21 protein-coding genes and 5 tRNA genes are annotated in these 24,988 nt (G+C 71.2%); 16 read left to right on the plus strand and 10 right to left on the minus strand.

Annotation, left to right across the window (positions count from 1 at the left end; translation table 11 throughout):
- The 5 genes from ACIRBY_RS27465 to ACIRBY_RS27485 form a co-directional block, all read left to right on the plus strand.
- Window positions 1-876: urease subunit alpha (locus ACIRBY_RS27465; RefSeq protein WP_403905254.1), on the plus strand; the 876-nt coding region annotated here is incomplete at its 5' end.
- A 22-nt stretch (window positions 877-898) separates the two neighbouring features.
- Window positions 899-1,954, plus strand: a complete 1,056-nt coding sequence (locus ACIRBY_RS27470) for an agmatine/peptidylarginine deiminase (RefSeq protein ID WP_403905256.1) — start codon at window positions 899-901, stop codon at window positions 1,952-1,954.
- 38 nt (window positions 1,955-1,992) lie between these two features.
- The gene (locus ACIRBY_RS27475; RefSeq protein ID WP_403905259.1) at window positions 1,993-2,607 is read left to right on the plus strand and encodes a TetR/AcrR family transcriptional regulator; all 615 of its coding nucleotides are present in this window, start codon (window positions 1,993-1,995) and stop codon (window positions 2,605-2,607) included.
- A 331-nt stretch (window positions 2,608-2,938) separates the two neighbouring features.
- Complete coding sequence (cimA, locus tag ACIRBY_RS27480) at window positions 2,939-4,561, plus strand: citramalate synthase (protein WP_403905261.1); 1,623 nt, start codon at window positions 2,939-2,941, stop codon at window positions 4,559-4,561.
- Between the two features lie 79 nt (window positions 4,562-4,640).
- Window positions 4,641-6,008: a hypothetical protein gene (locus ACIRBY_RS27485; RefSeq protein ID WP_403905264.1), complete on the plus strand. Its 1,368-nt coding sequence runs from the start codon at window positions 4,641-4,643 to the stop codon at window positions 6,006-6,008.
- Between the two features lie 19 nt (window positions 6,009-6,027).
- On the opposite strand, the gene ACIRBY_RS27490 is transcribed toward ACIRBY_RS27485, so the two are convergent.
- The gene (locus tag ACIRBY_RS27490; protein WP_403905266.1) at window positions 6,028-6,654 is read right to left on the minus strand and encodes a YceI family protein; all 627 of its coding nucleotides are present in this window, start codon (window positions 6,652-6,654) and stop codon (window positions 6,028-6,030) included.
- Window positions 6,655-6,905: 251 nt separating this feature from the next.
- Between ACIRBY_RS27490 and ACIRBY_RS27495 the strand changes: the two genes are divergently transcribed.
- Both ACIRBY_RS27495 and ACIRBY_RS27500 read left to right on the plus strand, forming a co-directional pair.
- Window positions 6,906-8,489 carry an acyl-CoA carboxylase subunit beta gene (locus ACIRBY_RS27495; protein ID WP_403905268.1) on the plus strand — a complete coding sequence of 528 codons (1,584 nt, stop codon included), beginning with the start codon at window positions 6,906-6,908 and terminating at the stop codon, window positions 8,487-8,489.
- 24 nt (window positions 8,490-8,513) lie between these two features.
- On the plus strand, window positions 8,514-8,714 hold the full coding sequence (locus ACIRBY_RS27500) for an acyl-CoA carboxylase subunit epsilon (protein WP_403905270.1): 201 nt from the start codon (window positions 8,514-8,516) through the stop codon (window positions 8,712-8,714).
- 170 nt (window positions 8,715-8,884) lie between these two features.
- Here the strand turns inward: ACIRBY_RS27500 and ACIRBY_RS27505 are convergent, their stop codons facing one another.
- The 8 genes from ACIRBY_RS27505 to ACIRBY_RS27540 all read right to left on the minus strand — a co-directional run bounded on the left by ACIRBY_RS27505 (window position 8,885) and on the right by ACIRBY_RS27540 (window position 19,314).
- A complete protein-coding gene (locus ACIRBY_RS27505) occupies window positions 8,885-9,466 on the minus strand; it encodes an ATP/GTP-binding protein (RefSeq protein ID WP_079429940.1) in 582 nt (193 codons plus the stop codon).
- Window positions 9,447-10,001 (minus strand): DUF742 domain-containing protein, encoded by a 555-nt coding sequence (locus ACIRBY_RS27510; protein WP_403905273.1) that lies wholly within the window; start codon window positions 9,999-10,001, stop codon window positions 9,447-9,449. The genes ACIRBY_RS27505 and ACIRBY_RS27510 overlap by 20 nt, the downstream gene beginning before the upstream one ends.
- Before the next feature lie 93 nt (window positions 10,002-10,094).
- Window positions 10,095-10,508, minus strand: a complete 414-nt coding sequence (locus tag ACIRBY_RS27515; protein WP_030037347.1) for a roadblock/LC7 domain-containing protein — start codon at window positions 10,506-10,508, stop codon at window positions 10,095-10,097.
- Between the two features lie 10 nt (window positions 10,509-10,518).
- The gene (locus ACIRBY_RS27520; protein WP_403905276.1) at window positions 10,519-13,725 is read right to left on the minus strand and encodes a nitrate- and nitrite sensing domain-containing protein; all 3,207 of its coding nucleotides are present in this window, start codon (window positions 13,723-13,725) and stop codon (window positions 10,519-10,521) included.
- 285 nt (window positions 13,726-14,010) lie between these two features.
- Window positions 14,011-14,592 carry an ATP/GTP-binding protein gene (locus ACIRBY_RS27525; protein WP_079429943.1) on the minus strand — a complete coding sequence of 194 codons (582 nt, stop codon included), beginning with the start codon at window positions 14,590-14,592 and terminating at the stop codon, window positions 14,011-14,013.
- Window positions 14,573-14,965, minus strand: coding sequence for a DUF742 domain-containing protein (locus ACIRBY_RS27530; protein ID WP_007266775.1), 393 nt, complete (start codon window positions 14,963-14,965; stop codon window positions 14,573-14,575). Before ACIRBY_RS27530 ends, ACIRBY_RS27525 begins: the two co-directional genes overlap by 20 nt.
- 152 nt (window positions 14,966-15,117) lie before the next feature.
- Window positions 15,118-15,531 carry a roadblock/LC7 domain-containing protein gene (locus tag ACIRBY_RS27535; RefSeq protein ID WP_042820501.1) on the minus strand — a complete coding sequence of 138 codons (414 nt, stop codon included), beginning with the start codon at window positions 15,529-15,531 and terminating at the stop codon, window positions 15,118-15,120.
- A gap of 9 nt (window positions 15,532-15,540) precedes the next feature.
- Window positions 15,541-19,314: a nitrate- and nitrite sensing domain-containing protein gene (locus ACIRBY_RS27540; protein ID WP_403905279.1), complete on the minus strand. Its 3,774-nt coding sequence runs from the start codon at window positions 19,312-19,314 to the stop codon at window positions 15,541-15,543.
- Between the two features lie 579 nt (window positions 19,315-19,893).
- On the opposite strand from ACIRBY_RS27540, the gene ACIRBY_RS27545 reads away from it, so the two are divergent.
- From ACIRBY_RS27545 to ACIRBY_RS27585, 9 genes are all read left to right on the plus strand, one after another.
- The gene (locus ACIRBY_RS27545; protein ID WP_403905281.1) at window positions 19,894-20,082 is read left to right on the plus strand and encodes a hypothetical protein; all 189 of its coding nucleotides are present in this window, start codon (window positions 19,894-19,896) and stop codon (window positions 20,080-20,082) included.
- 87 nt (window positions 20,083-20,169) lie between these two features.
- Window positions 20,170-20,958 (plus strand): fumarylacetoacetate hydrolase family protein, encoded by a 789-nt coding sequence (locus ACIRBY_RS27550; protein ID WP_403905285.1) that lies wholly within the window; start codon window positions 20,170-20,172, stop codon window positions 20,956-20,958.
- Entirely contained in the window at window positions 20,951-22,426 is a 1,476-nt protein-coding gene (gene gltX / locus ACIRBY_RS27555) for a glutamate--tRNA ligase (RefSeq protein WP_403905288.1), read from the plus strand. The genes ACIRBY_RS27550 and gltX overlap by 8 nt, the downstream gene beginning before the upstream one ends.
- Before the next feature lie 264 nt (window positions 22,427-22,690).
- Complete coding sequence (locus ACIRBY_RS27560) at window positions 22,691-23,419, plus strand: HAD family hydrolase (protein ID WP_403905291.1); 729 nt, start codon at window positions 22,691-22,693, stop codon at window positions 23,417-23,419.
- 88 nt (window positions 23,420-23,507) lie between these two features.
- Window positions 23,508-23,579, plus strand: a tRNA-Gln gene (locus tag ACIRBY_RS27565).
- A gap of 27 nt (window positions 23,580-23,606) precedes the next feature.
- Window positions 23,607-23,679, plus strand: a tRNA-Glu gene (locus tag ACIRBY_RS27570).
- 61 nt (window positions 23,680-23,740) lie between these two features.
- A tRNA-Glu gene (locus tag ACIRBY_RS27575) sits at window positions 23,741-23,816 on the plus strand.
- A 22-nt stretch (window positions 23,817-23,838) separates the two neighbouring features.
- Window positions 23,839-23,910, plus strand: a tRNA-Gln gene (locus ACIRBY_RS27580).
- Window positions 23,911-23,931: 21 nt separating this feature from the next.
- Window positions 23,932-24,004: transfer RNA gene (locus tag ACIRBY_RS27585), tRNA-Glu, on the plus strand.
- A 175-nt stretch (window positions 24,005-24,179) separates the two neighbouring features.
- On the opposite strand, the gene ndgR is transcribed toward ACIRBY_RS27585, so the two are convergent.
- Window positions 24,180-24,896 (minus strand): IclR family transcriptional regulator NdgR, encoded by a 717-nt coding sequence (ndgR, locus tag ACIRBY_RS27590; protein ID WP_007266782.1) that lies wholly within the window; start codon window positions 24,894-24,896, stop codon window positions 24,180-24,182.
- Window positions 24,897-24,988 lie beyond the last annotated feature (92 nt).

Genomic DNA, 24,988 nt, shown 5'->3' on the forward strand with positions numbered 1-24,988 from the left:
GGCTGCGGCGGCGGACACGTCCCCAACGTCCTGAAGATGGCGGGCGTGCCGAACGTGATCGGCTCCTCCACCAACCCCACCCTGCCCTTCGGCCGGGACGCGGTCGCCGAGCACTACGGCATGATCGTCTCCGTCCACGACCTCAAGCCGGACCTCCCCGGCGACGCCGCCATGGCCCGCGACCGCATCCGCGCCGGGACGATGGGGGCCGAGGACGTCCTGCACGACCTGGGTGCCATCGGCATCACCTCCTCCGACGCCCAGGGCATGGGCCGCGCCGGCGAGACCGTCCGCCGCACCTTCGCCATGGCCGCCAAGATGAAGGGCGAGCTCGGCCCCCTGGAGGGCGACGGCGAGGGCGACGACAACGCCCGCGTCCTGCGCTACATGGCCAAGCTGACGATCAACCCGGCCATCGCCCACGGCCTGGCCCACGAGATCGGCTCCATCGAGGTCGGCAAGCTCGCCGACATCGTCCTGTGGCGCCCCCCGTTCTTCGGCGCCAAGCCCCAGCTCGTCCTCAAGTCCGGATTCCCGGCCTACGGCGTCACCGGCGACCCCAACGCCGCCACCGACACCTGCGAACCGCTGGTCCTCGGCCCGCAGTTCGGCTCCTACGGGGCCACCGCAGCCGACATCTCCGTCGCCTTCGTCTCGGCGGCCGCCGCCGCCCTCGGATCCGACGAGATGCCCACCCGCCGGCGCCGGGTGGCCGTCCGCGGCACCCGCGGCATCGGCCCCAAGGACATGCTCCTCAACTCCCGGGTGGGCGCGGTCGACGTGGACGCGCGCAGTGGACTCGTCTCCCTCGACGGGGAACCGCTGCGCTCCGAAGCGGCCGAATCGGTCTCGCTCAACCGCCTGTACTTCCTCTGAAGCCGCTCGTTAGGACCCCGCCATGACTGCACAGCCCGCGCACCCCGCCAACCCCGTGGACCACGGTTTCCGGATGCCCGCCGAGTGGACGCCCCACGAGCGCACCTGGATGGCCTGGCCCAGCCCCAACCCGACCTTCACCAACGAGCAGGAGCTCGCCGAGGCCCGCCAGGCCTGGGGCGCCGTCGCCCGCGCCGTCCGCGCGTACGAGCCCGTGACCCTCGTGGTCTCCCCGGGCGACGCCGACGGCGCCCGCGCCGTCGTCGGCGACGACGTCGACCTGGTCGAGCGCGACCTCGACGACGCCTGGATGCGCGACATCGGCCCGACCTTCGTCACCAACGACGCCGGCGAGCTGGCCGCCGTCGACTGGACCTTCAACGGCTGGGGCGCCCAGGAGTGGGCCCGCTGGGACCACGACTCCAAGATCGCCCGGCACGTCTCCGACCTCGTCGGCACCCGCACCTTCAGCACCCCCCTCGTCAACGAGGGCGGCGCCATCCACGTCGACGGCGAGGGAACCGTGCTCCTCACCGACACCGTGCAGCTGGGCAAGGGCCGCAACCCCGACTGGACCCGCGAGGAGGTCGAGCGGGAGGTCCACGCCCACCTCGGCACCACCAAGGCCATCTGGCTGCCCTACGGCCTGGCCGGCGACTACGGCACCTACGGCACCCAGGGCCACGTGGACATCGTCGCCGCCTTCGCCCGCCCCGGCGTGGTCGTGGTCCACACCCAGCCCGACCCGGCCCACCCGGACCACGAGCGCTGCAAGACCATCGCCGCCATCCTGCGCGCCTCCACCGACGCGCAGGGCCGCCGGCTGGAGGTCGTCGAGGTCCCGGCGCCGACCGTCCTGGAGGAGGACGGCGAATGGGTGGACTACTCGTACATCAACCACTACCTCTGCAACGGCGGCGTGGTGCTGTGCGCCTTCGACGACCCGCGCGACGAGGAGGCCGCGGAGATCTTCCGCGGACTGTTCCCCGGGCGGACCGTGACCCTCGTTGACGCACGTACGATTTTCGCCGGGGGTGGCGGTATCCACTGCATCACCCAGCAGCAGCCGAAGGTGTGAACCCGAGGCGGCCTCGTGACCTGACGAAGGAGTGACCCATGGCGGCGGGCGGAGTACCGGTACGGGCGGCGCGCAAGAACGCGCCCCCGCGCGAGGACGTACTCGTCGCCGCCATGGCCACGATCGCCGAACGCGGCCTCGACGGGCTGACCATGGCCGGCCTCGGCCGGCAGGTCGGCATGAGCAGCGGCCACCTCCTCTACTACTTCCGCAGCAAGGACGAGCTCCTGCTGCAGACCCTGGAGTGGAGCGAGGCGGCGCTCGGCGCCCGTCGCCGGTCCCTGCTCTCGCGCCGCGAGCCGGCCGGCGAGCGGCTGCGCGCGTACGTGGACCTGTACGTCCCCGACGGCGCCCGCGACCCGCACTGGACCCTGTGGCTGGAGGTCTGGAACCGCTCCCAGAACGCGGGTCCGGGCGAACGCGACCGGCAGGCCGCGATCGAGGGCGCCTGGCACCGCGACCTGGTCGCCCTGCTCGCCGAGGGCATCTCGCGCGGCGAGTTCCGCCCGGTGGACCCCGACCGCTTCGCCGCCCGGCTGCGGGCCCTGCTCGACGGGTTCAGCATCCAGGTGGCCGTCGGCCTGCCCGGAATAGGGCGCGAGGACATCCTGGAACACGTACGGGAGTTCCTCGCGGAAGCCCTCGCCGCCTAGCGGTTTCCCGGCGCGGGCCGCCTGCCGGACGATGGGTGCCCGCATGCTGAGACCGGCGTCCAGGAACGCCGGAGCCTGTGGCACACTGCGAGCGTGTCTGCTCGGCTCATGATTATGGACAGCAGCGCGCCGGTCCTCTGTGACCGCTGAACCGTGGAAGACCTCCGCGGCAGCGGCCACCGTGCCCCAGACCCGCGCGCAGACCTCTCGCACCCGCGAGGGGTCTTTTCGTTTAACGGCCCAAATCATGCCGGAAACGGGCAGCGCGCGATGATGGGGGCAGTGGATCCCCGGTCTCCGGAACCACTCATCCGACAGGAGTCAGATCAGCATGACGACGACAGAGGCGACTGCGCCGGCAGGGGCGCTCGACGACGGCTTCCACGTCTTCGACACCACCCTGCGCGACGGTGCCCAGCGTGAGGGCATCAACCTCACGGTCGCGGACAAGCTGACCATCGCGCGGCACCTGGACGAGTTCGGGGTCGGCTTCATCGAGGGCGGCTGGCCCGGCGCCAACCCCCGCGACACCGAGTTCTTCGCCCGCGCCCGGGCCGAGATCGACTTCAAGAACGCCCGGCTGGTCGCCTTCGGCGCCACCCGCCGGGCCGGCGGCTCCGCCGCCCAGGACCCGCAGGTCCGCGCCCTCCTGGAGTCCGGCGCACCGGTCATCACCCTCGTCGCCAAGTCCCACGACCGGCACGTCGAGCTCGCCCTGCGCACCACCCTGGACGAGAACCTGGAGATGGTCCGCGACACCGTCGCCCACCTCGTCGCCCAGGGCCGCCGCGTCTTCGTCGACTGCGAGCACTTCTTCGACGGCTACCGCGCGAACCCCGAGTACGCCAAGTCCGTCGTGCGCACCGCCCACGAGGCCGGAGCCGACGTGGTCGTCCTCTGCGACACCAACGGCGGCATGCTGCCCGCGCAGATCACCGCGGTGGTCGCCACGGTCCTCGCCGACACCGGCGCCCGCCTGGGCATCCACGCCCAGGACGACACCGGCTGCGCCGTCGCCAACACCCTCGCCGCCGTGGACGCGGGCGCCACGCACGTCCAGTGCACCGCGAACGGCTACGGCGAGCGCGTCGGCAACGCCAACCTCTTCCCGGTCGTGGCCGCGCTGGAGATCAAGTACGGCCGCACGGTCCTCCCCGAGGGCGCCCTCGCCGAGATGACGCGCATCTCGCACGCCATCGCCGAGGTCGTCAACCTCACCCCCTCCACCCACCAGCCGTACGTCGGCGTCTCCGCCTTCGCGCACAAGGCGGGCCTGCACGCCTCGGCGATCAAGGTCGACCCGGACCTGTACCAGCACATCGACCCCGAGCGGGTCGGCAACACCATGCGCATGCTGGTCTCCGACATGGCCGGCCGCGCCTCCATCGAGCTCAAGGGCCGGGAACTCGGCGTCGACCTCGGCGGGGACCGGGCGCTGATCGCCCGCGTGGTCGAGCGGGTCAAGGAGCGCGAGCTGGCGGGCTACACGTACGAGGCCGCCGACGCCTCCTTCGAGCTGCTGCTGCGCGCCGAGGCCGAGGGCCGGGCCCGCAGGTACTTCCGCACGGAGTCCTGGCGCGCGATCGTCGAGGACCGCCCGGACGGCACCCACGCGAACGAGGCCACCGTCAAGCTGTGGGCCAAGGGCGAGCGCATCGTCGCCACGGCCGAGGGCAACGGCCCGGTCAACGCCCTGGACCGCGCGCTGCGCGTCGCCCTGGAGCGCTTCTACCCCCAGCTGGCCAAGTTCGAGCTGATCGACTACAAGGTCCGCATCCTGGAGGGCAAGCACGGCACGGAGTCCACGACCCGCGTCCTGATCTCCACGACGGACGGCACCCGGGAGTGGAACACGGTCGGCGTCGCCCCGAACGTCATCGCGGCCTCCTGGCAGGCCCTGGAGGACGCCTACACCTACGGCCTCCTGCACGCGGGCGTGGAACCGGCGGAGTAGCCGCCGGACCGGCCCTTATGTCCGGCTCCCTTATGTCCGGCTCACACGGGAAAGGTCCGGTTCGGGTAGCGTCGTCAGCATGAGGACCAGGCTGATATCCGTACGCGTGGGAGCGATGCTGTCCGGTCTGCTGCTGGCCCTGTCCGCGGGTGCGCTCGGCGGCGCCCCCGCGGCGGTCGCGGCCGACGGCGGGACCGCGGCGGTCGCGGAGGCGCTCAAGAAGGGCCCGGTCTACGTGGATCCCGGCGCCTCCGCGCAGCTGTCGCAGGGCCAGGCGGACGCCCTGGCCGCGAAGATCAAGGCGGCCGGGAAGCCGCTGTTCGTCGCCGTGCTGCCCGCCACCCCCGCCTTCCCCGCCGACAGCGTGCTGCGCACCGTCCGCACCGAGACGGGTGTCACCGGGCTCTACGCCATCCGGCTCGGCGACGGCTTCAACGCCGGGGCCGACCCGGCCGTCATGCCCCGCAACGCCGTCCGCAACCTCACCGACGCGGTCAAGGCGGGCGGGACGGTGGACGCCGCGACACAGCTGAACGCCTTCGTCGACCAGGCCCTCCCGCAGATGAAGGGCCACGCCCCGGCCTCCTGGGGCGGCGGCGGGGCGGGCGGCGGGTCCTCGGCCGGGGCGCTGATCGCCCTCGGGGCGGTGGCCGTGGTCGGCGGCGGTGGCGGCTACCTGCTGGTCAGGCGGAACCGGAAGAAGAAGGAAGAGGCCCGGCGGGAGGCCGTCGCACGGCTGAGCGTGGTGGTGGACGAGGACATCACCGCCTTCGGCGAGGAACTCGACCGGCTCGACTTCCACCCCGGCGAACCCGGCGCCGACGACGCCATGCGGGGGGACTACGAGCAGGGCCTCGACTCCTACGAGCGGGCCAAGCAGATCATGGCCTCGGTCCAGCGGCCCGAGGAGGTCCAGGGCGTGACCCAGGCGCTGGAGGACGGCCGCTCCGCGCTCGCGCGCCTCGACGCCCGGCGGCGGGGGGAGCCCGTGCCCGAGCGGCGCGCGCCCTGCTTCTTCGACCCGCGGCACGGGCCGAGCACCGAGGACGCACCGTGGGCCCCGCCCGGCGGGGCGGCGCGGACGGTACCGGTGTGCACGGCGGACGCCGTCCGGCTGCGGGACGGCCTGGACCCGGCGGTGCGCACGGTGGACACCGACCACGGGCCGCGCCCCTACTACGACGCCGGCCCGGCCTACGGCCCCTGGGCGGGCGGCTACTTCGGGGGCGGGATGCTGCCCGGCCTGCTGGTGGGCACCATGCTCGGGTCGATGATGTCCACTCCGGCCTACGCCTCCGACTTCGGCGGCGGCATCGACGGGGGCGGGTTCGAGGGGGGAGACGTCTCCGGGGCCGACTTCAACCCGTCCGACTTCGGCGGCGGGGACTTCGGCGGCGGGGGCGGCTTCGACGGGGGCGGGGGCTTCGACGGCGGGGGCGGCTGGTAGCCGCCCCCGGGGGCGCCGGTCAGGCCTGCTTGATCGCCGAGATGTCGAAGGTCAGCTTGACCTTGTCGCTGACCATCACGCCGCCGGCCTCCAGCGCGGCGTTCCAGGTCAGGCCCCAGTCGGAGCGCAGGATCTCCGCGGAGCCCTCGAAGCCCACGCGCTCGTTGCCGTACACGTCGGTGGCGGAGCCGGTGAACTCCAGGTCGATGGAGAGCGGGCGCGTGACGTCCTTGATGGTCAGGTCGCCGCTGACGCGGTAGGTGTCACCGCCGACGCGGGCCGCCGAGGTGGAGCGGAAGGTCATCAGCGGGAAGGCCTCGGCGTCGAAGAAGTCGCCGCCCAGCAGATGGGCGTCGCGGTCGGCGATGCCGGTGCTCACCGAGGCGATGGTGACGTCGATGGAGGCGGTGGAGCGCGAGGGGTCGGCGCCGTCCAGGTGCAGCGCACCCTCGTGCTGCGCGAAGCCGCCGCGGACGTTGGTCACCATCGCGTGGCGCACCGTGAAGCCGATGCTGCTGTGGGCGGCGTCGATGACGTAGTCACCGGTGAGCGCGGCGAGTGCCGGGTCGACGTCGAGCGTGGCCACTGCGCCCTGTCGGGCGGCGGCGGGGGCGGCGGTGCGGTTGCGGCGGGAGAAGAGAGCCATGACGTCCTCCTGGAAGTCCTGCGATTTGGTTCAAAGTTCAACGAGAGCAACGCTAGAGCCATTCCGTTCAAATTTCAACTACATCACCCGTTCGGGGGTCGATTTATGGGAACCCCACAAAGGCCGAAGGTCCCCGCTGGGGGAGTCCCTGCATACTCCGGCGGTTCTGTCCGGCCCGCACAGCAGGAGGGGTCCGAGACTGTGCGGAACCAACGGAGGGTTTTGACGGCCCGGCTTCGTAAGGTCGGTACATGACCGTTGTGGACCAGACTCCGAGCGAGCCGACGGACGCCCGCGGGCGCGTGGCCGAGCTGCACTCCCTCCGCGAGGAGGCCCGGCGCGGCCCCAGCGACCGCGCGACCGAGGCGCAGCACGCCAAGGGCAAGCTGACCGCCCGCGAGCGCATCGCGCTCCTGCTCGACGAGGGTTCCTTCCGGGAGGTCGAGCAGCTCCGCCGCCACCGCGCGTCCGGTTTCGGCCTGGAGGCCAAGAAGCCGTACACCGACGGTGTCATCACCGGCTGGGGCACGGTCGAGGGCCGCACGGTCTTCGTCTACGCGCACGACTTCCGCATCTTCGGCGGCGCGCTGGGCGAGGCCCACGCCACCAAGATCCACAAGATCATGGACATGGCCATCGCGGCCGGTGCCCCGCTGGTCTCGCTCAACGACGGCGCGGGCGCCCGTATCCAGGAGGGCGTCTCCGCCCTCGCCGGCTACGGCGGCATCTTCCAGCGCAACACCAAGGCCTCGGGCGTCATCCCGCAGATCTCCGTCATGCTGGGCCCCTGCGCCGGCGGCGCCGCGTACTCCCCGGCGCTCACGGACTTCGTCTTCATGGTCCGCGACACCTCGCAGATGTTCATCACCGGTCCCGACGTCGTCCGCGCCGTCACCGGTGAGGAGATCACCCAGAACGGCCTCGGCGGCGCCGACGTGCACGCCGAGACCTCGGGCGTCGCGCACTTCGCGTACGACGACGAGGAGACCTGCATCGCCGAGGTCCGCTACCTCATCACGATGCTCCCCTCGAACAACCGCGAGAACCCCCCGGTCCACGAGAACACCGACCCGGTCGACCGGCGCTCGGACGTCCTCCTGGACCTGGTCCCGGCCGACGGCAACCGCCCGTACGACATGCTCAAGGTCATCGAGGAGCTCGTCGACGACGGCGACGTCCTGGAGATCCACGAGCGCTGGGCGCGCAACATCATCTGTGCCCTGGCCCGCCTGGACGGACAGGTCGTCGGCATCATCGCCAACCAGCCCGGCCACCTCGCCGGCGTCCTGGACATCCACGCCTCCGAGAAGGCCGCGCGCTTCGTCCAGATGTGCGACGCCTTCAACATCCCGATCGTCACCCTGCTGGACGTCCCCGGCTTCCTGCCGGGCGTCGACCAGGAGCACGGCGGCATCATCCGCCACGGCGCCAAGCTGCTCTACGCGTACTGCAACGCCACGGTCCCGCGGATCTCGCTGATCCTGCGCAAGGCCTACGGCGGCGCGTACATCGTCATGGACTCCCAGTCCATCGGCGCCGACCTGACCTATGCCTGGCCCACCAACGAGATCGCCGTCATGGGCGCGGAGGGCGCGGCCAACGTGATCTTCCGCAAGCAGATCGCGGACGCCGAGGACCCCGAGGCCATGCGCGCCCGGATGGTCAAGGAGTACAAGGCCGAGCTGATGCACCCGTACTACGCGGCCGAGCGCGGCCTCGTGGACGACGTCATCGACCCCGCCGAGACCCGCGGGGTGCTCGTCAGCGCCCTCGCGATGCTCCGCACCAAGCACGCCGATCTGCCGTCTCGCAAGCACGGCAACCCGCCGCAGTAAACGAGCTGAGGAGACCTGCCAACGATGAGCACCGCCACCGACACCCTGCTGAAGGTCGAGAAGGGCAACGCCGCGCCCGAGGAGCTGGCCGCGATCACCGCGATCCTGCTCGCCCGCGCCGCCGCCACCCCCGAAGAGGTCGCCGCCACCCGCCCCTCCAGCGCCGGATGGCGCCGGCTGGAGCGCAGCCGGGGCTTCCAGGCCCCGCACAGCTGGCAGGGCTGAGCAGCAGCGCACGCCGAAAGGCCCCGCACCGTCCACGGTGCGGGGCCTTCGCCGTGTCCGCGCGCCCGTGCGCGGGCGCGCCCGCGTCCCTGTGCGCCGGTGTGCGGCGTTCCGGGTACGGCGAAGGCCCCCGTGCCAGGGCACGGGGGCCTTCCGCGGTTCCGCTCCGGTTACCGAAGCCGTGCCATGAGGGCGTGTTCGACGAGCGTGATGAGTGCGCTCTTGGCGTCGCCGCGGTGGCGGGCGTCGGTGGTGATGATGGGGGCGTCGGGGCCGATCTGGAGGGCCTCGCGGACTTCTTCGGGGGTGTAGGGCTGGTGTCCGTCGAAGCCGTTGAGGGCGATGACGAAGGGGAGGCCCGAGTTTTCGAAGTAGTCGACGGCGGGGAAGCAGTCGGCGAGGCGTCGGGTGTCGACGAGGACGACGGCGCCGATGGCGCCGCGGACGAGGTCGTCCCACATGAACCAGAAGCGGTCCTGTCCGGGGGTACCGAAGAGGTACAGGATCAGGTCCTGGTCCAGGGTGATGCGGCCGAAGTCCATGGCGACCGTGGTGGTCGTCTTGTCACCGGTGTGGGTGAGGTCGTCGATGCCGGCCGAGGCGCTGGTCATGACGGCTTCGGTGCGCAGGGGGTTGATCTCGGAGACCGCGCCGACGAACGTGGTCTTGCCCACGCCGAAGCCGCCCGCCACCACGATCTTCGCGGAGGTGGTGGAGCGAGCCGCTCCGCCGTTAGAGCTTGCGAAGTCCACTGAGCACCCTTTCGAGCAGTGTCACATCTGGCTGACCGCCGGCGGACTCGTCGCCGCCGGGCTGGTGAATGGCGACAAGGCCCGCCTCCGCCAGGTCGGCTACGAGGATGCGGGCGACACCAAGAGGAATGGAGAGAAGTGCCGAGATCTCCGCGACGGATTTGATCTCCTGGCACAGAAGGCAGATGCGCTGGTGCTCGGGCAACTGCCCTTGCAGCCGCGCGGGGTCCGCCGTGGTACTGACCAGCGCCTCGATGGCGAGCTGGTAGCGCGGCCGGGTCCGGCCGCCGGTCATCGCGTACGGACGCACCAGCGGGTTGTGCGCCTTCGGAGCCTGCGGCCGCGAGGCCCGTGGGGGCTGCTGCGGAAGCCGGTGGGGCGCCTGGGGCTGCTGGGGCTGGCCGTACGGTTGCTGCGCGTAGGGGTTCTGCTCCGGCACGGGCCGGCTGGGAGAAGAGGGGAAGTTGAAGCGGTTCTGGTCGTGCCCACCCTGCGGCTGCTGGCCGCCATAAGGATGTCCTCCGGGTGTTGTCACGTTTCCTCCTCCGACTCCAAGAACGCAGTACTCCCTGTGGAACCGCGCCACCGCACCCTACGGTGCGATGACGCGAAACGCACTGCTTGTTTGCTAGTTGAGAAGGCTTCCCTGCAGCTCCGCGCGCAGGTCCGGAGTCAGGACGCTGCCCGCGCGATCCACGAGGAGGGCCATCTCGTAGCCCACGAGGCCGATGTCGCACTCGGGGTGCGCGAGCACCGCGAGCGAGGATCCGTCGGAGACGGACATGAGGAAGAGGAATCCCCGGTCCATCTCGACCACGGTCTGGTTGACGGCGCCGCCCTCGAAGATGCGGGAGGCTCCGGCGGTCAGCGAGGTCAGACCGGAGGCCACGGCCGCCAGCTGATCGGCGCGGTCGCGCGGGAATCCGTCGGACATCGCCAGCAGAAGGCCGTCGGCGGAGACCACCACCGTGTGGGACACCCCGGGGGTGTTGTCCACGAAGTTGGTGATCAACCAGTTCAGGTTCTGCGCCGCCTGGCTCATCGCGCTCACACTAACGCTCCTGGTCATAGCTGTTACTTGACTGCTCGGAACCCGCGCTGCGTCCCTGCTGGACACCACGGCGCAGGTTGCTCAACCTGCCGCGCACGTCCTCCGGGGCGCGGGAGACCTGGGGGCCGCCCTGCGGGGTCGTCTCCGCAGCGCCCTCGACCAGGTTGGCCTTGGGCACCCGCCGAGGGAGACCGGACGAGGTGACCCCGCCCGCCTTCGGCTCACGGAGCTTGCCGGCCTGCTGCCAGCGCTCGTCGTTCGTCGAACGCCAGCCCGCGCCGGCCGCCTCGTCCTCCGGGGCCCCCTTCGGTTCGGCGGGCTGCTGCTGTCGCTGCGGCCGCTGCTCGAAGAGAGAACCGGTGGGCTCCGCTTCCTTCTGGCCCGAACCCCACTGCTGCTGGCTGCCGCGTCGCGGCAGGCCCGCCCCGGTCAACGCGTGACCGGCGTCGGCAGCGGCACCCGGACGGTCGAAGCCTACGCGGTCCACGGCCGGTTCGGGAGCGGCCGGGGGTTCCGATTCGTTCCCGTAGTCCGGCTGGTACGCCTCTGCGTAGGTGTTCTGCTCAGGCCATGCGGCCTGCGGGGACTGGTCCGCGTAGCCGCCGTCGTACGCCTGGGCGGGCTGCTGCGGGTCCTGGTGTCCGACTTCCGGATAGGCGTAGCCCTGCTCCGGGAACGCCTCGTAGGACTGCTGCTGGCCCTGCTCGGCGTACGGGGCCTCGTAGCCCTGCGCGGACGGCTGCTCGTACTCCTGGTACGGCTGGTACGCGTGCTCGGGCTGGGGTTCCGGATAGCCGTCGGCGGAGTACTGCTGCTGCTCCGGCTGCGGGGCCTGCTCCTGCCCGAAGTTGAGCTGCGCCTCCAGCGCGGCCCGGCGCTCCTCGCGGCCCAGGGACCGCACGACCGGGTCGACCGGCTTCTCCTCGCCGCCCTGGCCGCCCGGGGCCTCGTAGCGGGAGTCGTCGAAGCCGAGCTCGGCGGCGGTGCGCAGCGGGGCGGCCTGCTGGGCCTGCTGCTCGGGGATGATCGAGGAGACGGTGAAGTCGTCGTCCGGGATGCCCTCGCCGCCGCCACCGTGGGTGATGGCGTCGGGGAGCATGATCAGCGAGGTGGTGCCGGCCTGCTCGCCCGAGGGGCGCAGCTGGACGCGGATGCTGTGGCGGTCCGCCAGCCGGCCGACCACGAACAGACCCATGCGCTGCGAGATCGCGGCGTCCACGGTCGGCGGGTTGGCCAGCTTGTGGTTGATGTCCGCGAAGTCCTCGGCGGTGAGGCCGATGCCCTTGTCGTGGATCTCGATCATCACGCGGCCGTCGGGCAGACGCGTGGCGTTGACCCGGACCTTGGTCTGGGGGGAGGAGAAGGTGGTGGCGTTCTCCAGCAGCTCGGCGAGCAGGTGCACGAGGTCGGTCACGGCCTGGCCGTGGATCTCGGCCTCGGAGACGCCCGAGAGCTCGATGCGCTCGTACTGCTCCACCTCGGAGGAGGCGGCGCGCAGCACGTCGACGAGGGGCACCGGCTGGTCCCAGCGGCGGCCCGGGTTCTCACCCGCGAGGATGAGGAGGTTCTCGCCGTTGCGGCGCATACGGGTGGCCAGGTGGTCCAGGCGGAAGAGGTTCTCCAGCTGGTCCGGGTCGGCCTCGTTGTTCTCCAGGTCGGTGATGAGGGTCAGCTGGCCCTCGATCAGCGACTGGTTGCGCATGGAGAGGTTCGTGAAGATCGCGTTGACGTTGCCCCGCAGGAGCGCCTGCTCGGCGGCGAGGCGGACCGCTTCCCGGTGGACCTGGTCGAAGGCGCGCGCGACCTCGCCGATCTCGTCCTGGGAGTTGATCGGGATCGGCTCGACACGGGTGTCGACCTTGCCCGGGTCGGTGCGCGAGAGCTGGTCGACGAGCATCGGCAGGCGCTGCTCGGCGATGTCGAAGGCGGAGGTGCGCAGGCGCAGCATCGAGCGGCTCATCTGGCGGGCCATCATCGCGGCCAGGATGAAGGCGGCGAGGAGGGCCACGACCACGATGGCACCGGTCAGGATGGCGTCGCCCTGGGCCTTGTCGGAGATCGCGACCGTATCCTTGACGGCCTTGTCGAGGAGCTCGCGCTCGATCTCGGCGTAGCCGTCGAACTTGGCGGTGGCGGCGGCCTGCCAGGCCTGCGGCGTGGTGCCGGCCAGGGCGAGCTTGGAGGGCTTCTCGCCGCCGGCTATCGCCTCGGTCATGCCGGTGAGGGCGGAGCCGTTGACCACGGGCGGGGCCTTGAAGGGCGTGCCGGCCTGCTCGGCGGCCTGCTTGGCCTGCGCGAGCTTGGCGGCGCCCTCCTGCGACTTCTTGCCCATGACCTCCTTGAGCCGGTTGGTGTCCTCTTCGGTACCGGCGGCGACGTACTCGCCGGCCGCGATCTCTTCGAGGTAGGCGTAGGAGGAGAAGGCGACGAGCTGGGCCTTGCGGACGTTCTCGTCCTCGTTCGGGCGGACCAGCAGGTGGGTGCCGATGGAGCGCTGGAGCGAGTTGGCCGCCTTGGCCAGCTCGACCGCGTAGACCATGCGGCCGTAGCTGGTGACGTTCCCGGTGCCCAGGCCCAGTTCGTTGGAGAACTGCATCAGGTAGTGCTGGACCAGCACGTAGCCCTCCTCGGTCGGCACGGGGCCGGCCGAGGTCGGGAGGTTCTTCTTGGCGGACTCCGGGACGGCGTAGGCCGTCTTGCGGACCTGCTCCAGCTTGGGCTCCTCCTGGCGGAAGAGCTCCAGGCGGCGCTCCAGGCCCTGCTTCTTCGGCATGTCCTTCACGGCCGAGGCGAACTTGGCCTTGGCGGCGTCGGTGGCCGCGTAGGCCTTCGTCACGGCCTCGTTGTTGCGGTCGCCCTTGAGGAGCGGCTCGGCGCTGAGGTCGCGCTCGTTGAGGAGGGCCTGGCCGTATTCGGCCGCCGCCTGGACGATGCGGACGGTCTTCTCGGCGTCCTTCGCCTCGTTCCAGGTGTCGATGGAGCCCTTCACCTGGAAGCCGCCCATGACCAGTCCGACGAGGACGGGCACGAGGAGGATCGCGTTCAGACGCGTCGGCACCCGCCAGTTGCGGGGCGAGAGCTTGCTGGTGCTGCCGCCGCTCGCGGGTGGTTCCACGGGCACGTCGACGGGCGACATGGCCGCGCGCGGCGGCGGGGTGAAGTTGCCGCGCGCGGATTCATCCGCGGGGCTCGAGTTGCTTCGCCTCACTCGACCAACAACCTCTCGGCGGTGCTACTAGCTAGTTCGTTGAATTCCAGCACGATTAAGCGCCGTGTTCCAAACAGTTGAAACCAGCCATTCCCAGAGACCTAAGTCCCATATAAAACGGACATAAAGAGCGAGCCGCGGCAAAAACGGGGCCGGTCGTGCGCACAGCGGCACCGGGCGAACGCATGCCGTGTCCATGTGAGAGTAATTCTCTGTCGAAACGTTATGAACACCAGAGGCGGGCCGTGTCGTATGACACAGCCCGCCTCCGCGTATGGCCGGGTGTTACTTCAGCCGTGCCATGAGGGCGTGTTCGACGAGCGTGATGAGTGCGCTCTTGGCGTCGCCGCGGTGGCGGGCGTCGGTGGTGATGATGGGGGCGTCGGGGCCGATCTGGAGGGCCTCGCGGACTTCTTCGGGGGTGTAGGGCTGGTGTCCGTCGAAGCCGTTGAGGGCGATGACGAAGGGGAGGCCCGAGTTTTCGAAGTAGTCGACGGCGGGGAAGCAGTCGGCGAGGCGTCGGGTGTCGACGAGGACGACGGCGCCGATGGCGCCGCGGACGAGGTCGTCCCACATGAACCAGAAGCGGTCCTGTCCGGGGGTACCGAAGAGGTACAGGATCAGGTCCTGGTCCAGGGTGATGCGGCCGAAGTCCATGGCGACCGTGGTGGTCGTCTTGTCACCGGTGTGGGTGAGGTCGTCGATGCCGGCCGAGGCGCTGGTCATGACGGCTTCGGTGCGCAGGGGGTTGATCTCGGAGACCGCGCCGACGAACGTGGTCTTGCCCACGCCGAAGCCGCCCGCCACCACGATCTTCGCGGAGGTGGTGGAGCGAGCCGCTCCGCCGTTAGAGCTTGCGAAGTCCACTGAGCACCCTTTCGAGCAGCGTAACGTCCGGCGTTCCGCCGGCCTCTCCATTGCCCGGCTGGTGGATCGCCACCATGCCGGCCTCCGCCAGGTCGGCGACGAGGATGCGGGCCACACCGAGCGGCATCGACAGCAGCGCGGAGACCTCCGCGACCGACTTCACCTCGCGGCACAGGGTGCAGATGCGCTGGTGTTCCGGCAGCAGGCCGGACAGGTGCATCGGGTCTGCCGTCGTGCTGACCAGCGCCTCTATGGCGAGCTGGTAGCGCGGCCGGGTCCGGCCGCCGGTCATCGCGTACGGACGCACCAGCGGCTGGTCGCCTTCCGAGTACGAATCTCCGTACGCATCGGGATAGGCGGGGGGCGGGGTCATTGATCCTCCGGGCTGGACAGCAGTGGTCAGCGTGCCGTCTGACGGGGCGGCCGGTGGGGGGGACTTGATGACGGCCTTCGGGGGTACTGGGGTTCCGGGACGCGGTCCCGGTCCTCCCGGCCGGAAGTACCGTCCGGCCGGGAGAGGGGGTGTCAGGTGAGCAGGCTTCCCTGGAGCTCCGCGCGCAGGTCCGGGGTGAGGACGTTGCCGGCGCGGTCCACGAGGAGGGCCATCTCGTAGCCCACGAGGCCGATGTCGCACTCGGGGTGCGCCAGGACGGCCAGCGAGGACCCGTCGGAGACGGACATGAGGAAGAGGAATCCCCGGTCCATCTCCACCACGGTCTGGTTGACGGCGCCGCCCTCGAAGATCCGGGAGGCCCCGGCGGTCAGCGAGGTCAGACCGGAGGCCACGGCCGCCAGCTGGTCGGCGCGGTCGCGGGGGAACCCTTCGGACATGGCCAGAAGGAGTCCGTCGGCGGAGACCACCACCGTGTGGGACACCCCGGGGGTGTTGTCCACGAAGTTGGTGATCAACCAGTTCAGGTTCTGTGCCGCCTGGCTCATCGAGCTCAACTATCGCTCCTGCTGGTAAGTGGGGTCGATGGGGTAACTGCCGGTCGCCGGGCCGGATCCGCCGGCCTGCCGTCCCTGCTGGATACCGCGTCGGAGGTTGGTGAGACGGCCGCGCACGTCGTCCGGGGCGCGCGACACCTGCGGCCCGGCCGGAGCTTCGGCCTGCTGCTGGGCGGTGCCGGCGACGAGGTTGGCCCGCGGCACCCGCCGGGGGAGCCCCGAGGTGGTGATCCCCCCGGCGGCGGGCTGGCGCACGCGCTCGGCCTGCCGCATCAGCTCGTCATTGGGGGAGGACCGCCAGCTGACCGTCGGCGTGCTGCCGGTGACCGCCGTGGCGGGCTCGGCCGCGGGCTCCTGTCCCCGCTGCGGCAGCGGCTGCTGCTGCTGGGGGGCCGGCGCCTGCTGGGGCTGCTGCGGAACGGCCGGGACCTGTCCGGCGGACGGGCCGCCGTTCTGGCCGGACCAGTTCGGGTCCAGCGTATCGAAGATCGGACCGCGCAGTTCACCACCGGGCTGGGCCTGGGCCGGCGGCAGCGCCTCCGGCTGGTACGCCTGCGGGAGCTGCGGGGCCTCGGCACGCGGAGCCGGCATGGGCACGGGGGCGTAGCCGCCGGGCTGCCGGTCCTGGGGCTGCTGGTCCGCGTACCCGCCGGCACCGGGGCCGCCGGGGCCGCCGGGGCGGGCGAACTGGCCCGTCGAGGACGGGTCCAGGGGGCCGCCCGCCTGCGGGCGCTCGAACTGCCCGGTGGCGGACGGGTCCTGGGGACCGCGTACCTCGGGGCGCTCGAACTGGCCCGTCGTGGAGCCGACGGGGGTACCGCCGGCGGCCTGCGGGTACGGGGCGTTGAAGTCGGGGCGGGCGAACTCCGCCGTCGAACCGGGGCCCGACAGCTCGTCGTGGCCGCGCGGGGCCTCCTGCCCGGCCTGGCCGGCACCCCAGCTCGTGGCCTGCGGCATCCCGGCGGCCGGGCCGCCCGCGCCCGGAAGCTCCGGACGGGCCGCGGCGCCGCCCTGCGGCGGCAGCTGCGGACGCCGGCGCTTGACGGGGGCTGCGGGGCCCTGCTGCTGAGGGGCCTGCCCGGGCTGCTGCTGGCCGAAGCCGGGGCCGCCCTGGGGCTGCTGCTGGGGACGCTCGAAGCCGCTGCCCTGGGCCGGGAAGACACCCGGGCCGGAGGCCTGGGGCACGCCCGAGGGACGGGCCTGCGGACCGCTGAAGAGGTTGTTGTCCTGGGCGGCCGGAGCGCCGGCGGGGCCGCCCTGCCCGCGGGTGGGCAGCGGGGCACCGCCGCCGAAGCCGCCCTGGCCCTGGCCCGTGGGGGCGCCGGGGCCGCCCTGCGGACGCGGGCCCTGGCCCTGCGGACGCTGCTGCTGACCGCCGGCCTGGCCGCCCTGGCCCGGCAGCGCCGGACGCTGGCCGCCGCCGACCTGACCGCGCTGCTGGCCCGCGCCCACGGGGGGACGCGCGCCGGTGCCGGGCCCCGAGCCCTGGCCGCCGGGAGCACCCTGGCCGCCCTGCGGGCCGCCCTGGCCCGGCATCGGACCCGGCTTCTTGCCGCCCTGGGCGACGTCCACCGGGAGCATGACGAGCGCGGTCGTACCGCCCGAGTCGGAGGGGCGCAGCTGGATGCGGATGCCGTGTCGCAGGGACAGTCGGCCGACCACGAACAGGCCCATGCGGCGGGAGACGGAGACGTCCACGGTCGGCGGCGACGCGAGCCGCTCGTTGATCGCGGCGAGGTCCTCGGGGGACAGGCCGATACCGGTGTCGTGGATCTCGACGAGCACGCGGCCGTCCGGCAGCGCGTGACCGGTGACCTTGACCTTCGTCTGCGGGGAGGAGAACGAGGTGGCGTTCTCCAGCAGCTCGGCGAGGAGGTGCACGAGGTCGTTGACGACGCGGCCGGCGACATCGGTGCCGGGCACCGCCGCCAGTTCGATGCGCTCGTACTGCTCCACCTCGGACGCCGCGGCGCGGAGCACGTCGACGAGCGGGACGGGGCGGGTCCACCGGCGGCCCGGCTCCTCACCCGCGAGGACGAGGAGGTTCTCACCGTTACGCCGCATTCGGGTGGCGAGGTGGTCGAGCTTGAAGAGCGAGGAGAGCTGGTCCGGGTCGGCCTCGCGCGACTCCAGTTCGGAGATGAGCGACAGCTGACGCTGGATGAGGCCCTGGGAGCGGCGCGAGAGGTTGGTGAACATCGCGTTGACGTTGCCCCGGAGGAGGGCCTGCTCGGCGGCGAGGCGGACGGCCTCGCGGTGCACGTCGTCGAAGGCCGCGGCCACCTGGCCGATCTCGTCGCGGGTGTGCAGGCCGACGGACTCCACGGAGGTGTCGACGTCCTGCGGGTCCGACTCCGAGAGCTGCTTGACGAGCTCGGGCAGGCGGTCCTGGGCGACGCGCGTCGCGGTGTCCTGGAGGCGGCGCAGCGAGCGGATCATGGACCGCGCCATGACGAAGGCGCCGACGAGGGAGACACCGAGGACGAGGAGGATCAGGGCACCGTTGATGATGGCGTCCTGCTGCGAGGCGTTCTTCAGCTCGCGGGCCTTCTGCTCCATGTCCTCGAGCAGGGTCAGCTCGATGACCTTCATGGCCTGGAGCTTGGTGTCGTCGGCGTCGTACCAGTCCATCCAGGACCGGTTCTTCTCCTTGAGGAACTGCCCCTGCGTGCTCAGGACGCGGCGGGCGTAGTGGTCGGCGCTGCCGATCTCGCTGTTGCCGTCGCCGAGCGCCGCGAGGAGCTCCTCGGGCTTGCCCTGGTAGACGAGTTCGAAGGTCTTCTTCGCCTGGCTCTCGCCGCGGAGCGCGGAGAGGCCGTAGAGGCGGTCGTTCTCATCGAGCTTGCCGGGCTTGTCGCTGCTCTCGAGGAGCGAGGCGGCGATGACGGCGCGCTGGATGGAGGCGTACTCCTTGGCGGAGGAGAAGGCGGCCAGGGCGCGGGTGCGCTTGATCATCTCCGGGTTGGAGGTGGCCTGTGCCATGTCCTGCGACAGCGAGAGCAGCGAGACGATCAGCGAGTTGTACTCGGTGACCGTCTGCTGGGCGCCGTTCATGTACGCCTTTTTGCGGATGTCCTCGATGCCGGTGAGCTGGCGGCCGATCTGCAGGATGTTGTTGCGGATCGACTTGAGGGTCTCGTCCTTGTCCTGCGCGCTGTCGACCTTGTCGGTCGCGGCGGCGAAGGCCTTGGCGGCGGCGTCGGTCTGGTCGCGGACGCCCTGGACGAGGCTGTTCGCCTTGCCGTCCTTGGTGATCGACATCGGGCCGGCCGACTTGTCCCGCTCCTCCTGGAGCATGGCGGCCAGGTTGGTGGCCTGCCGGGTCATGGTCGTCAGCAGCTGCATGTGGTCCAGCTGTGCGATGTCGTTGAGCGAGTCGTTGATGCGGAAGCCACCGAGGGTGGTGGCCGCGACGACGGGCAGGGTCAGCAGCGACACCAGTCGCGTGCTGATGCGCCAGTTCTGCATCGCGAGGCGGGAACCCTTGCTGGGGACCTTGGGTATCGCCTCGTCCTGCTCGACGGTCTCGGCCTTGGCCTTGCCCTTCGACCGGCCGGCCTTCGGGGCCTTGCCGGACTTCCCGCGGCCCTTGGCCTTGCCCGAGGGGGTGGTTTCGAGCCCCGCCCCTTCGAGTGCCGGGCCGCGGCCCGGGGCGTGCTGGGGCGAGGCGCCACGGTCGGTCCCGCCGAGCGGCTCCTGCTCCGCCGCAGCTTCCCCTCGGCCCTGAAGGGCCTGGGGAGACCCCTTGCCATCCCTCTTGAATCGTCCCTGCACTAGCGTCGCAACCTCTGGACCAGGCGCCCCACCGGATGAGCGGCGGAACGGTGTCGAGTCGTGGGGCACTGACGGCCCCATGGTGGTCGTCGGTGACCGGCGCGTTTCCCTGTCGATACCGCCGCGCTCGGCGCTCTCTTGCGCCACCTGCGCGCCGGCTGATACCCGCGGCGGTCTCGCGAATTCCAGCACAGAGGGGGATCTCCAACAAGGTGCGCGTGTCGCCCCGGCGAGCCGGTCACGGCTTGTGACGGGCGTGCTACGCGATGTGGAAGTCCAATGCGGAGGAATCGGACTTACGTCAACCAAAGCTCGCGTCTGGCAAGGTGTCCCAGTCGAGATGATCAGGAGCGGAATGCTGCATTCAGTGGCGCAATGTCCGTTTCGGGGGCGGCAATTGACTGTCAGTTATGTCCGTATTGCCCGCTCGCTGGTGAGGAAACTCACATGACTATGGCTGTTACTTACCGGTTCAGTCGGGGATTCGGATGTTTAGCCTTGCCTGTTAAAGGGTTGGCGCCACATCCGGCGCAGCAGACGACCCGCACCCCACCAGCGAGCCGAGGGCCCGAAACTCCGATGAAGACGACGTCGATGATCCGCAACATAGCCAACCCCCGCCGCACCACCCTCGCGCACCTCAAGGACGCCGAGGAGCTGCAGGCGGCCCCGGCCAACCCGGAGCACCGCGTCGAGCTGCCCACCCAGACCGCGAACCCGCGCCGCACCGTCCTCATGGACGCGCCGGTGGCCGCCGCGCAGCAGTAAAGGAGCGCGAAGCGCCGGCCCCCACCGCGTTAGCCTGGAGTCCGCAGACTCCAGCCAGCGGAAACACAAGAGGGGCAGACGCAGCAGGTGCGCATCGCCAGGTTCTCGATCGACGGCAACGTCGCGTTCGGCGCGGTCGAGGGCAGCACTGCCCCCGGCGCCGAAGGCGAGCTCGTCCTCGACATCATCAAGGGCATCCCGTTCGCGGACTTCGAGCTCTCCGGCACGAAGGTCCCGCTGAGCAAGGTCCGGCTGTTGCCGCCCGTGCTCCCGAACAAGGTCGTGGCCGTCGGCCGCAACTACGCGGAGCACGCGGCGGAGCTCGGCAACGAGCTCCCCGAGGCACCCATCACCTTCTTCAAGCCCTCCACCTCGGTGGTGGGCTCCGGCGACCCGATCGTCTACCCCTCCTTCTCCCAGGACGTCCACCACGAGGCGGAGCTCGCCGTGGTCATCGGCCGCATGTGCCGTGAGGTCCCGAAGGAGCGCGTCAAGGAGGTCGTCCTCGGCTACACCTGCGCCAACGACGTCACCGCCCGCGACGTCCAGCAGCGGGAGAAGCAGTGGGCCCGGGCCAAGGGCTTCGACAGTGCCTGCCCCCTCGGCCCCTGGATCGAGACCGACCTGGACCCGTCCGACCTGACGGTCCAGTGCACCGTCAACGGCGAACAGCGCCAGCTCGGCCGCACCAGCGACATGGTCCGCTCCGTCGAGGACCTGGTCGTGCACATCAGCGAGGCCATGACGCTGCTCCCGGGCGACGTCATCCTCACGGGGACCCCGGCCGGAGTCGGCCCCCTCAACGTCGGCGACGAGGTCGCCGTCACCATCGAAGGCATCGGCACTCTCACCAACAGGGTGATCAAGCGTGGCTAACGCGAACGTCCGCGTACGTTTCTGTCCCTCCCCGACCGGCAACCCCCACGTGGGCCTGGTCCGCACCGCCCTCTTCAACTGGGCGTTCGCCCGCCACCACGGCGGTACGTTCGTCTTCCGCATCGAGGACACCGACGCGGCCCGCGACTCCGAGGAGTCGTACGTCCAGCTGCTCGACTCGCTGCGCTGGCTGGGCTTCACCTGGGACGAGGGCCCCGAGGTCGGCGGCCCGCACGCCCCGTACCGGCAGTCCGAGCGGATGGACATCTACAAGGACGTCGCGCAGAAGCTCCAGGACGGCGGCTACGCCTACCCCTGCTACTGCACCACCGAGGAGCTCGACACCCGCCGCGACGCCGCCCGCGCCGCCGGCAAGCCCTCCGGCTACGACGGCCACTGCCGCGAGCTGACCTCCGAGCAGGTCGCCGCCTACGAGGCCGAGGGCCGCACCTCCATCGTCCGCTTCCGGATGCCCGACGAGACCATCACCTTCACGGACCTGGTCCGCGGCGAGCTCTCCTTCACCCCGGAGAACGTGCCGGACTTCGGCATCGTCCGCGCGAACGGCGCCCCGCTCTACACGCTGGTCAACCCGGTCGACGACGCGCTGATGGAGATCACGCACGTCCTGCGCGGCGAGGACCTGCTCTCCTCCACCCCGCGCCAGATCGCCCTCTACAAGGCGCTGATCGAGCTGGGCGTCGCCAAGGGCACCCCGCAGTTCGGCCACCTGCCGTACGTGATGGGCGAGGGCAACAAGAAGCTCTCCAAGCGCGACCCCGAGTCCTCGCTCAACCTCTACCGCGAGCGCGGCTTCCTCCCCGAGGGCCTGCTGAACTACCTCTCGCTCCTCGGCTGGTCCTTCTCCAAGGACCAGGACATCTTCTCGATCGAGGAGATGGTGGCGAAGTTCGACATCGACGGCGTCAACGCCAATCCGGCGCGCTTCGACCTCAAGAAGGCCGAGGCGATCAACGCCGACCACATCCGCCGCCTGGACCCGAAGGCCTTCGCGGACGCCTGCGCCCCGTGGCTGCGGGCCCCGCACGCCAACTGGGCGCCCGAGGACTTCGACGCCGCCGCCTGGGACCGGATCGCCCCGCACGCCCAGACCCGTGTGACCGTCCTCTCGGACATCACCGCGAACGTGGACTTCCTCTTCCTCAAGGAGCCCGTCGAGGACCAGGCGTCCTGGGACAAGGCGATGAAGGGCGAGCCCGCGGCCCTGCTCACCACGGCCCGGGAGAACCTCCTCGCCGCCGACTGGGCGGACCCGGAGTCGCTCAAGCAGGCCGTCCTGACCGCCGGCGAGGCCCACGGCCTCAAGCTCGGCAAGGCCCAGGCCCCGGTCCGCGTCGCCGTCACCGGCCGCACCGTCGGCCTGCCGCTCTTCGAGTCCCTGGAGATCCTGGGCAAGGAGCGCTCGATCGCGCGCATCGACGCGGCCCTGGCGAAGCTCGCCGCCTGACCCGCGCCCTTCCGAAGGGGCGGCGGCCGACCCGGCCGCCGCCCCTTCGGCGTTCCCGCACGCCCCCCCACAGGGGGCGCGGTGATAACGCCCACACCGGCCGGCGCCCGCCGCCCGCACCGCGCCCGGCCGCGGGTGTGACGCGGCCCACCCGGCGGGGCGCCGGACCGCGGCGCGGCCCGGCGGGGTGTGACGCGGCCCACGGCGCGGCCGGGTTTCCCGTCCTGCCCCCGCGCGCCCCCGCCCGGGCGTAGGCTCGCCGGTATGCCGATCCGCGCCGTGCTGTGGGACATCGACGACACCCTCTTCGACTACACGGGGGCCGATGCGGCCGGGCTGGCGCAGCACCTGCGCGACGAGGGCCTCGGGGAGCGCCACGGAACCCCCGCCGAGGCCCTGGCCGAGTGGCGGCGGGTCACGGAGCTGCACTGGGCGCGCTTCGCCGCCGGCGAGGTCACCTTCAGGGGCCAGCGCCAGGACCGGGTGCGGGACTTCCTGGGCGACCCCGGCCTGAGCGACGAGGAGGCCGACGACTGGTTCGACCGCTACGTCGCGCACTACCAGGCCGCCTGGGCCCTCTTCCCGGACGTCCTGCCCGCCCTGGACGCCCTCGCCGGCCGCTACCGGCACGGCGTGCTCTCCAACTCCTCCGAGGTCAACCAGGACCCCAAGCTGCGCCGCCTCGGCCTGCGCGACCGCTTCGAGGTGCTGGTGTGCGCGGCCGAGCTCGGGGTCAGCAAGCCCGACGCCGCGGCCTTCCTCGCCGCCTGCGGAGCGCTCGGGCTGCCCCCGGCCGAGGTGGCGTACGTGGGGGACCAGCCGGAGATCGACGCGCGCGGCGCCCGCGACGCGGGACTGACCGCCGTCTGGCTCGACCGGGACGGCGGACGGGGGCCCGGACCCGCGGGCGTCCACCGGATCGAGGGGCTCGAACGGCTCCCCGGGCTGCTGGCCGCTGATACCCGTTTTGGAGCACGGTCAGGCATCCGGTAATGTTCTTTCTGCGCCGGGGAGACGGGCCGAAAGGCCGGAAACCGGAGGCGCTAACCAAACGAAAGGCCCCCAGGGGCTTGAAGTTCGGTGGGCTATAGTGTAATTGGCAACACGAGGGTTTCTGGTTCCCTTATTCTAGGTTCGAGTCCTGGTAGCCCAGCGCAGTGCAGCAGTAACGCAGTGCTTTGCCCCCGTTGTGTAGCGGCCTAGCACGCCGCCCTCTCAAGGCGGTAGCGCCGGTTCGAATCCGGTCGGGGGTACAGATCCTTCCCGCAGGATCTCCAGGGTCGCTCCCGGAGGTTTTGATGCAGGATCGCTAGGGCCCCCGTTGTGTAGCGGCCTAGCACGCCGCCCTCTCAAGGCGGTAGCGCCGGTTCGAATCCGGTCGGGGGTACCAAGGTCTGGCAGGTCTAGACCATTGGGCTATAGTGTAATTGGCAACACGAGGGTTTCTGGTTCCCTTATTCTAGGTTCGAGTCCTGGTAGCCCAGCGCAGTACCGCAGTAAAGCTAGCCCCCGTTGTGTAGCGGCCTAGCACGCCGCCCTCTCAAGGCGGTAGCGCCGGTTCGAATCCGGTCGGGGGTACATGAGGAAGAGGCCCTCCGCGATCATCGCGGAGGGCCTCTTCGTCGTTCCCGGGCGGGTCGCGCCGGAAGGCCGCCGGCTCCGGGGACAAGTGTGGGCCCGGGGGCGCGAGTTCGGACGTGTGCGGCGTCGTGCGCGCCCCCGGGCCCGGGGGTGGGGTGGGAAACGGGCGGGATCAGCCGGAGCGGCGCAGGGCCTCCGTCAGGCGGGCGGCCGCGTCGATGACGGCCTGGGCGTGCATGCGCCCCGGGTGCCGGGTCAGGCGCTCGATCGGGCCGGAGACCGACACGGAGGCCACCACGCGGTTCGAGGGGCCGCGCACCGGCGCCGAGACGGACGCCACGCCGGGCTCCCGCTCGCCGATCGACTGGGCCCAGCCGCGGCGCCGTACGCCCGACAGGGCCGTCGCCGTGAAGCGCGCGCCCTGCAGCCCGCGGTGGAGCCGCTCGGGCTCCTCCCAGGCCATCAGGATCTGCGCCGCCGATCCGGCCTTCATCGGGAGCGTGGAGCCCACCGGGACGGTGTCCCGCAGGCCCGACAGCCGCTCGGCGGCCGCCACGCAGATGCGCATGTCGCCCTGACGCCGGTAGAGCTGCGCGCTCTCGCCCGTCACGTCCCGGAGGTGCGTGAGCACCGGTCCCGCCGTGGCCAGCAGGCGGTCCTCGCCGGCCGCGGCGGCGAGCTCCGCCAGCCGCGGGCCGAGGATGAACCGGCCCTGCATGTCCCTCGCCACCATCCGGTGGTGTTCCAGTGCCACGGCGAGGCGATGTGCCGTGGGTCGTGCGAGCCCTGTCGCCGCGACCAGCCCGGCGAGGGTGGCCGGACCGGACTCCAGTGCGCTCAATACCAGAGCTGCCTTGTCGAGAACGCCGACGCCGCTAGAGTTGTCCATGAAACGATATTCACGTCTCACACTGTGAAACGCAAGTTCAAATTTTCCAAGAACGAGCGAGTCTGTATGTACGGGTCCACGAACCACTGGAT

Source organism: Streptomyces sp. NPDC096136, from assembly GCF_044763325.1.
GTDB lineage: Bacteria > Actinomycetota > Actinomycetes > Streptomycetales > Streptomycetaceae > Streptomyces.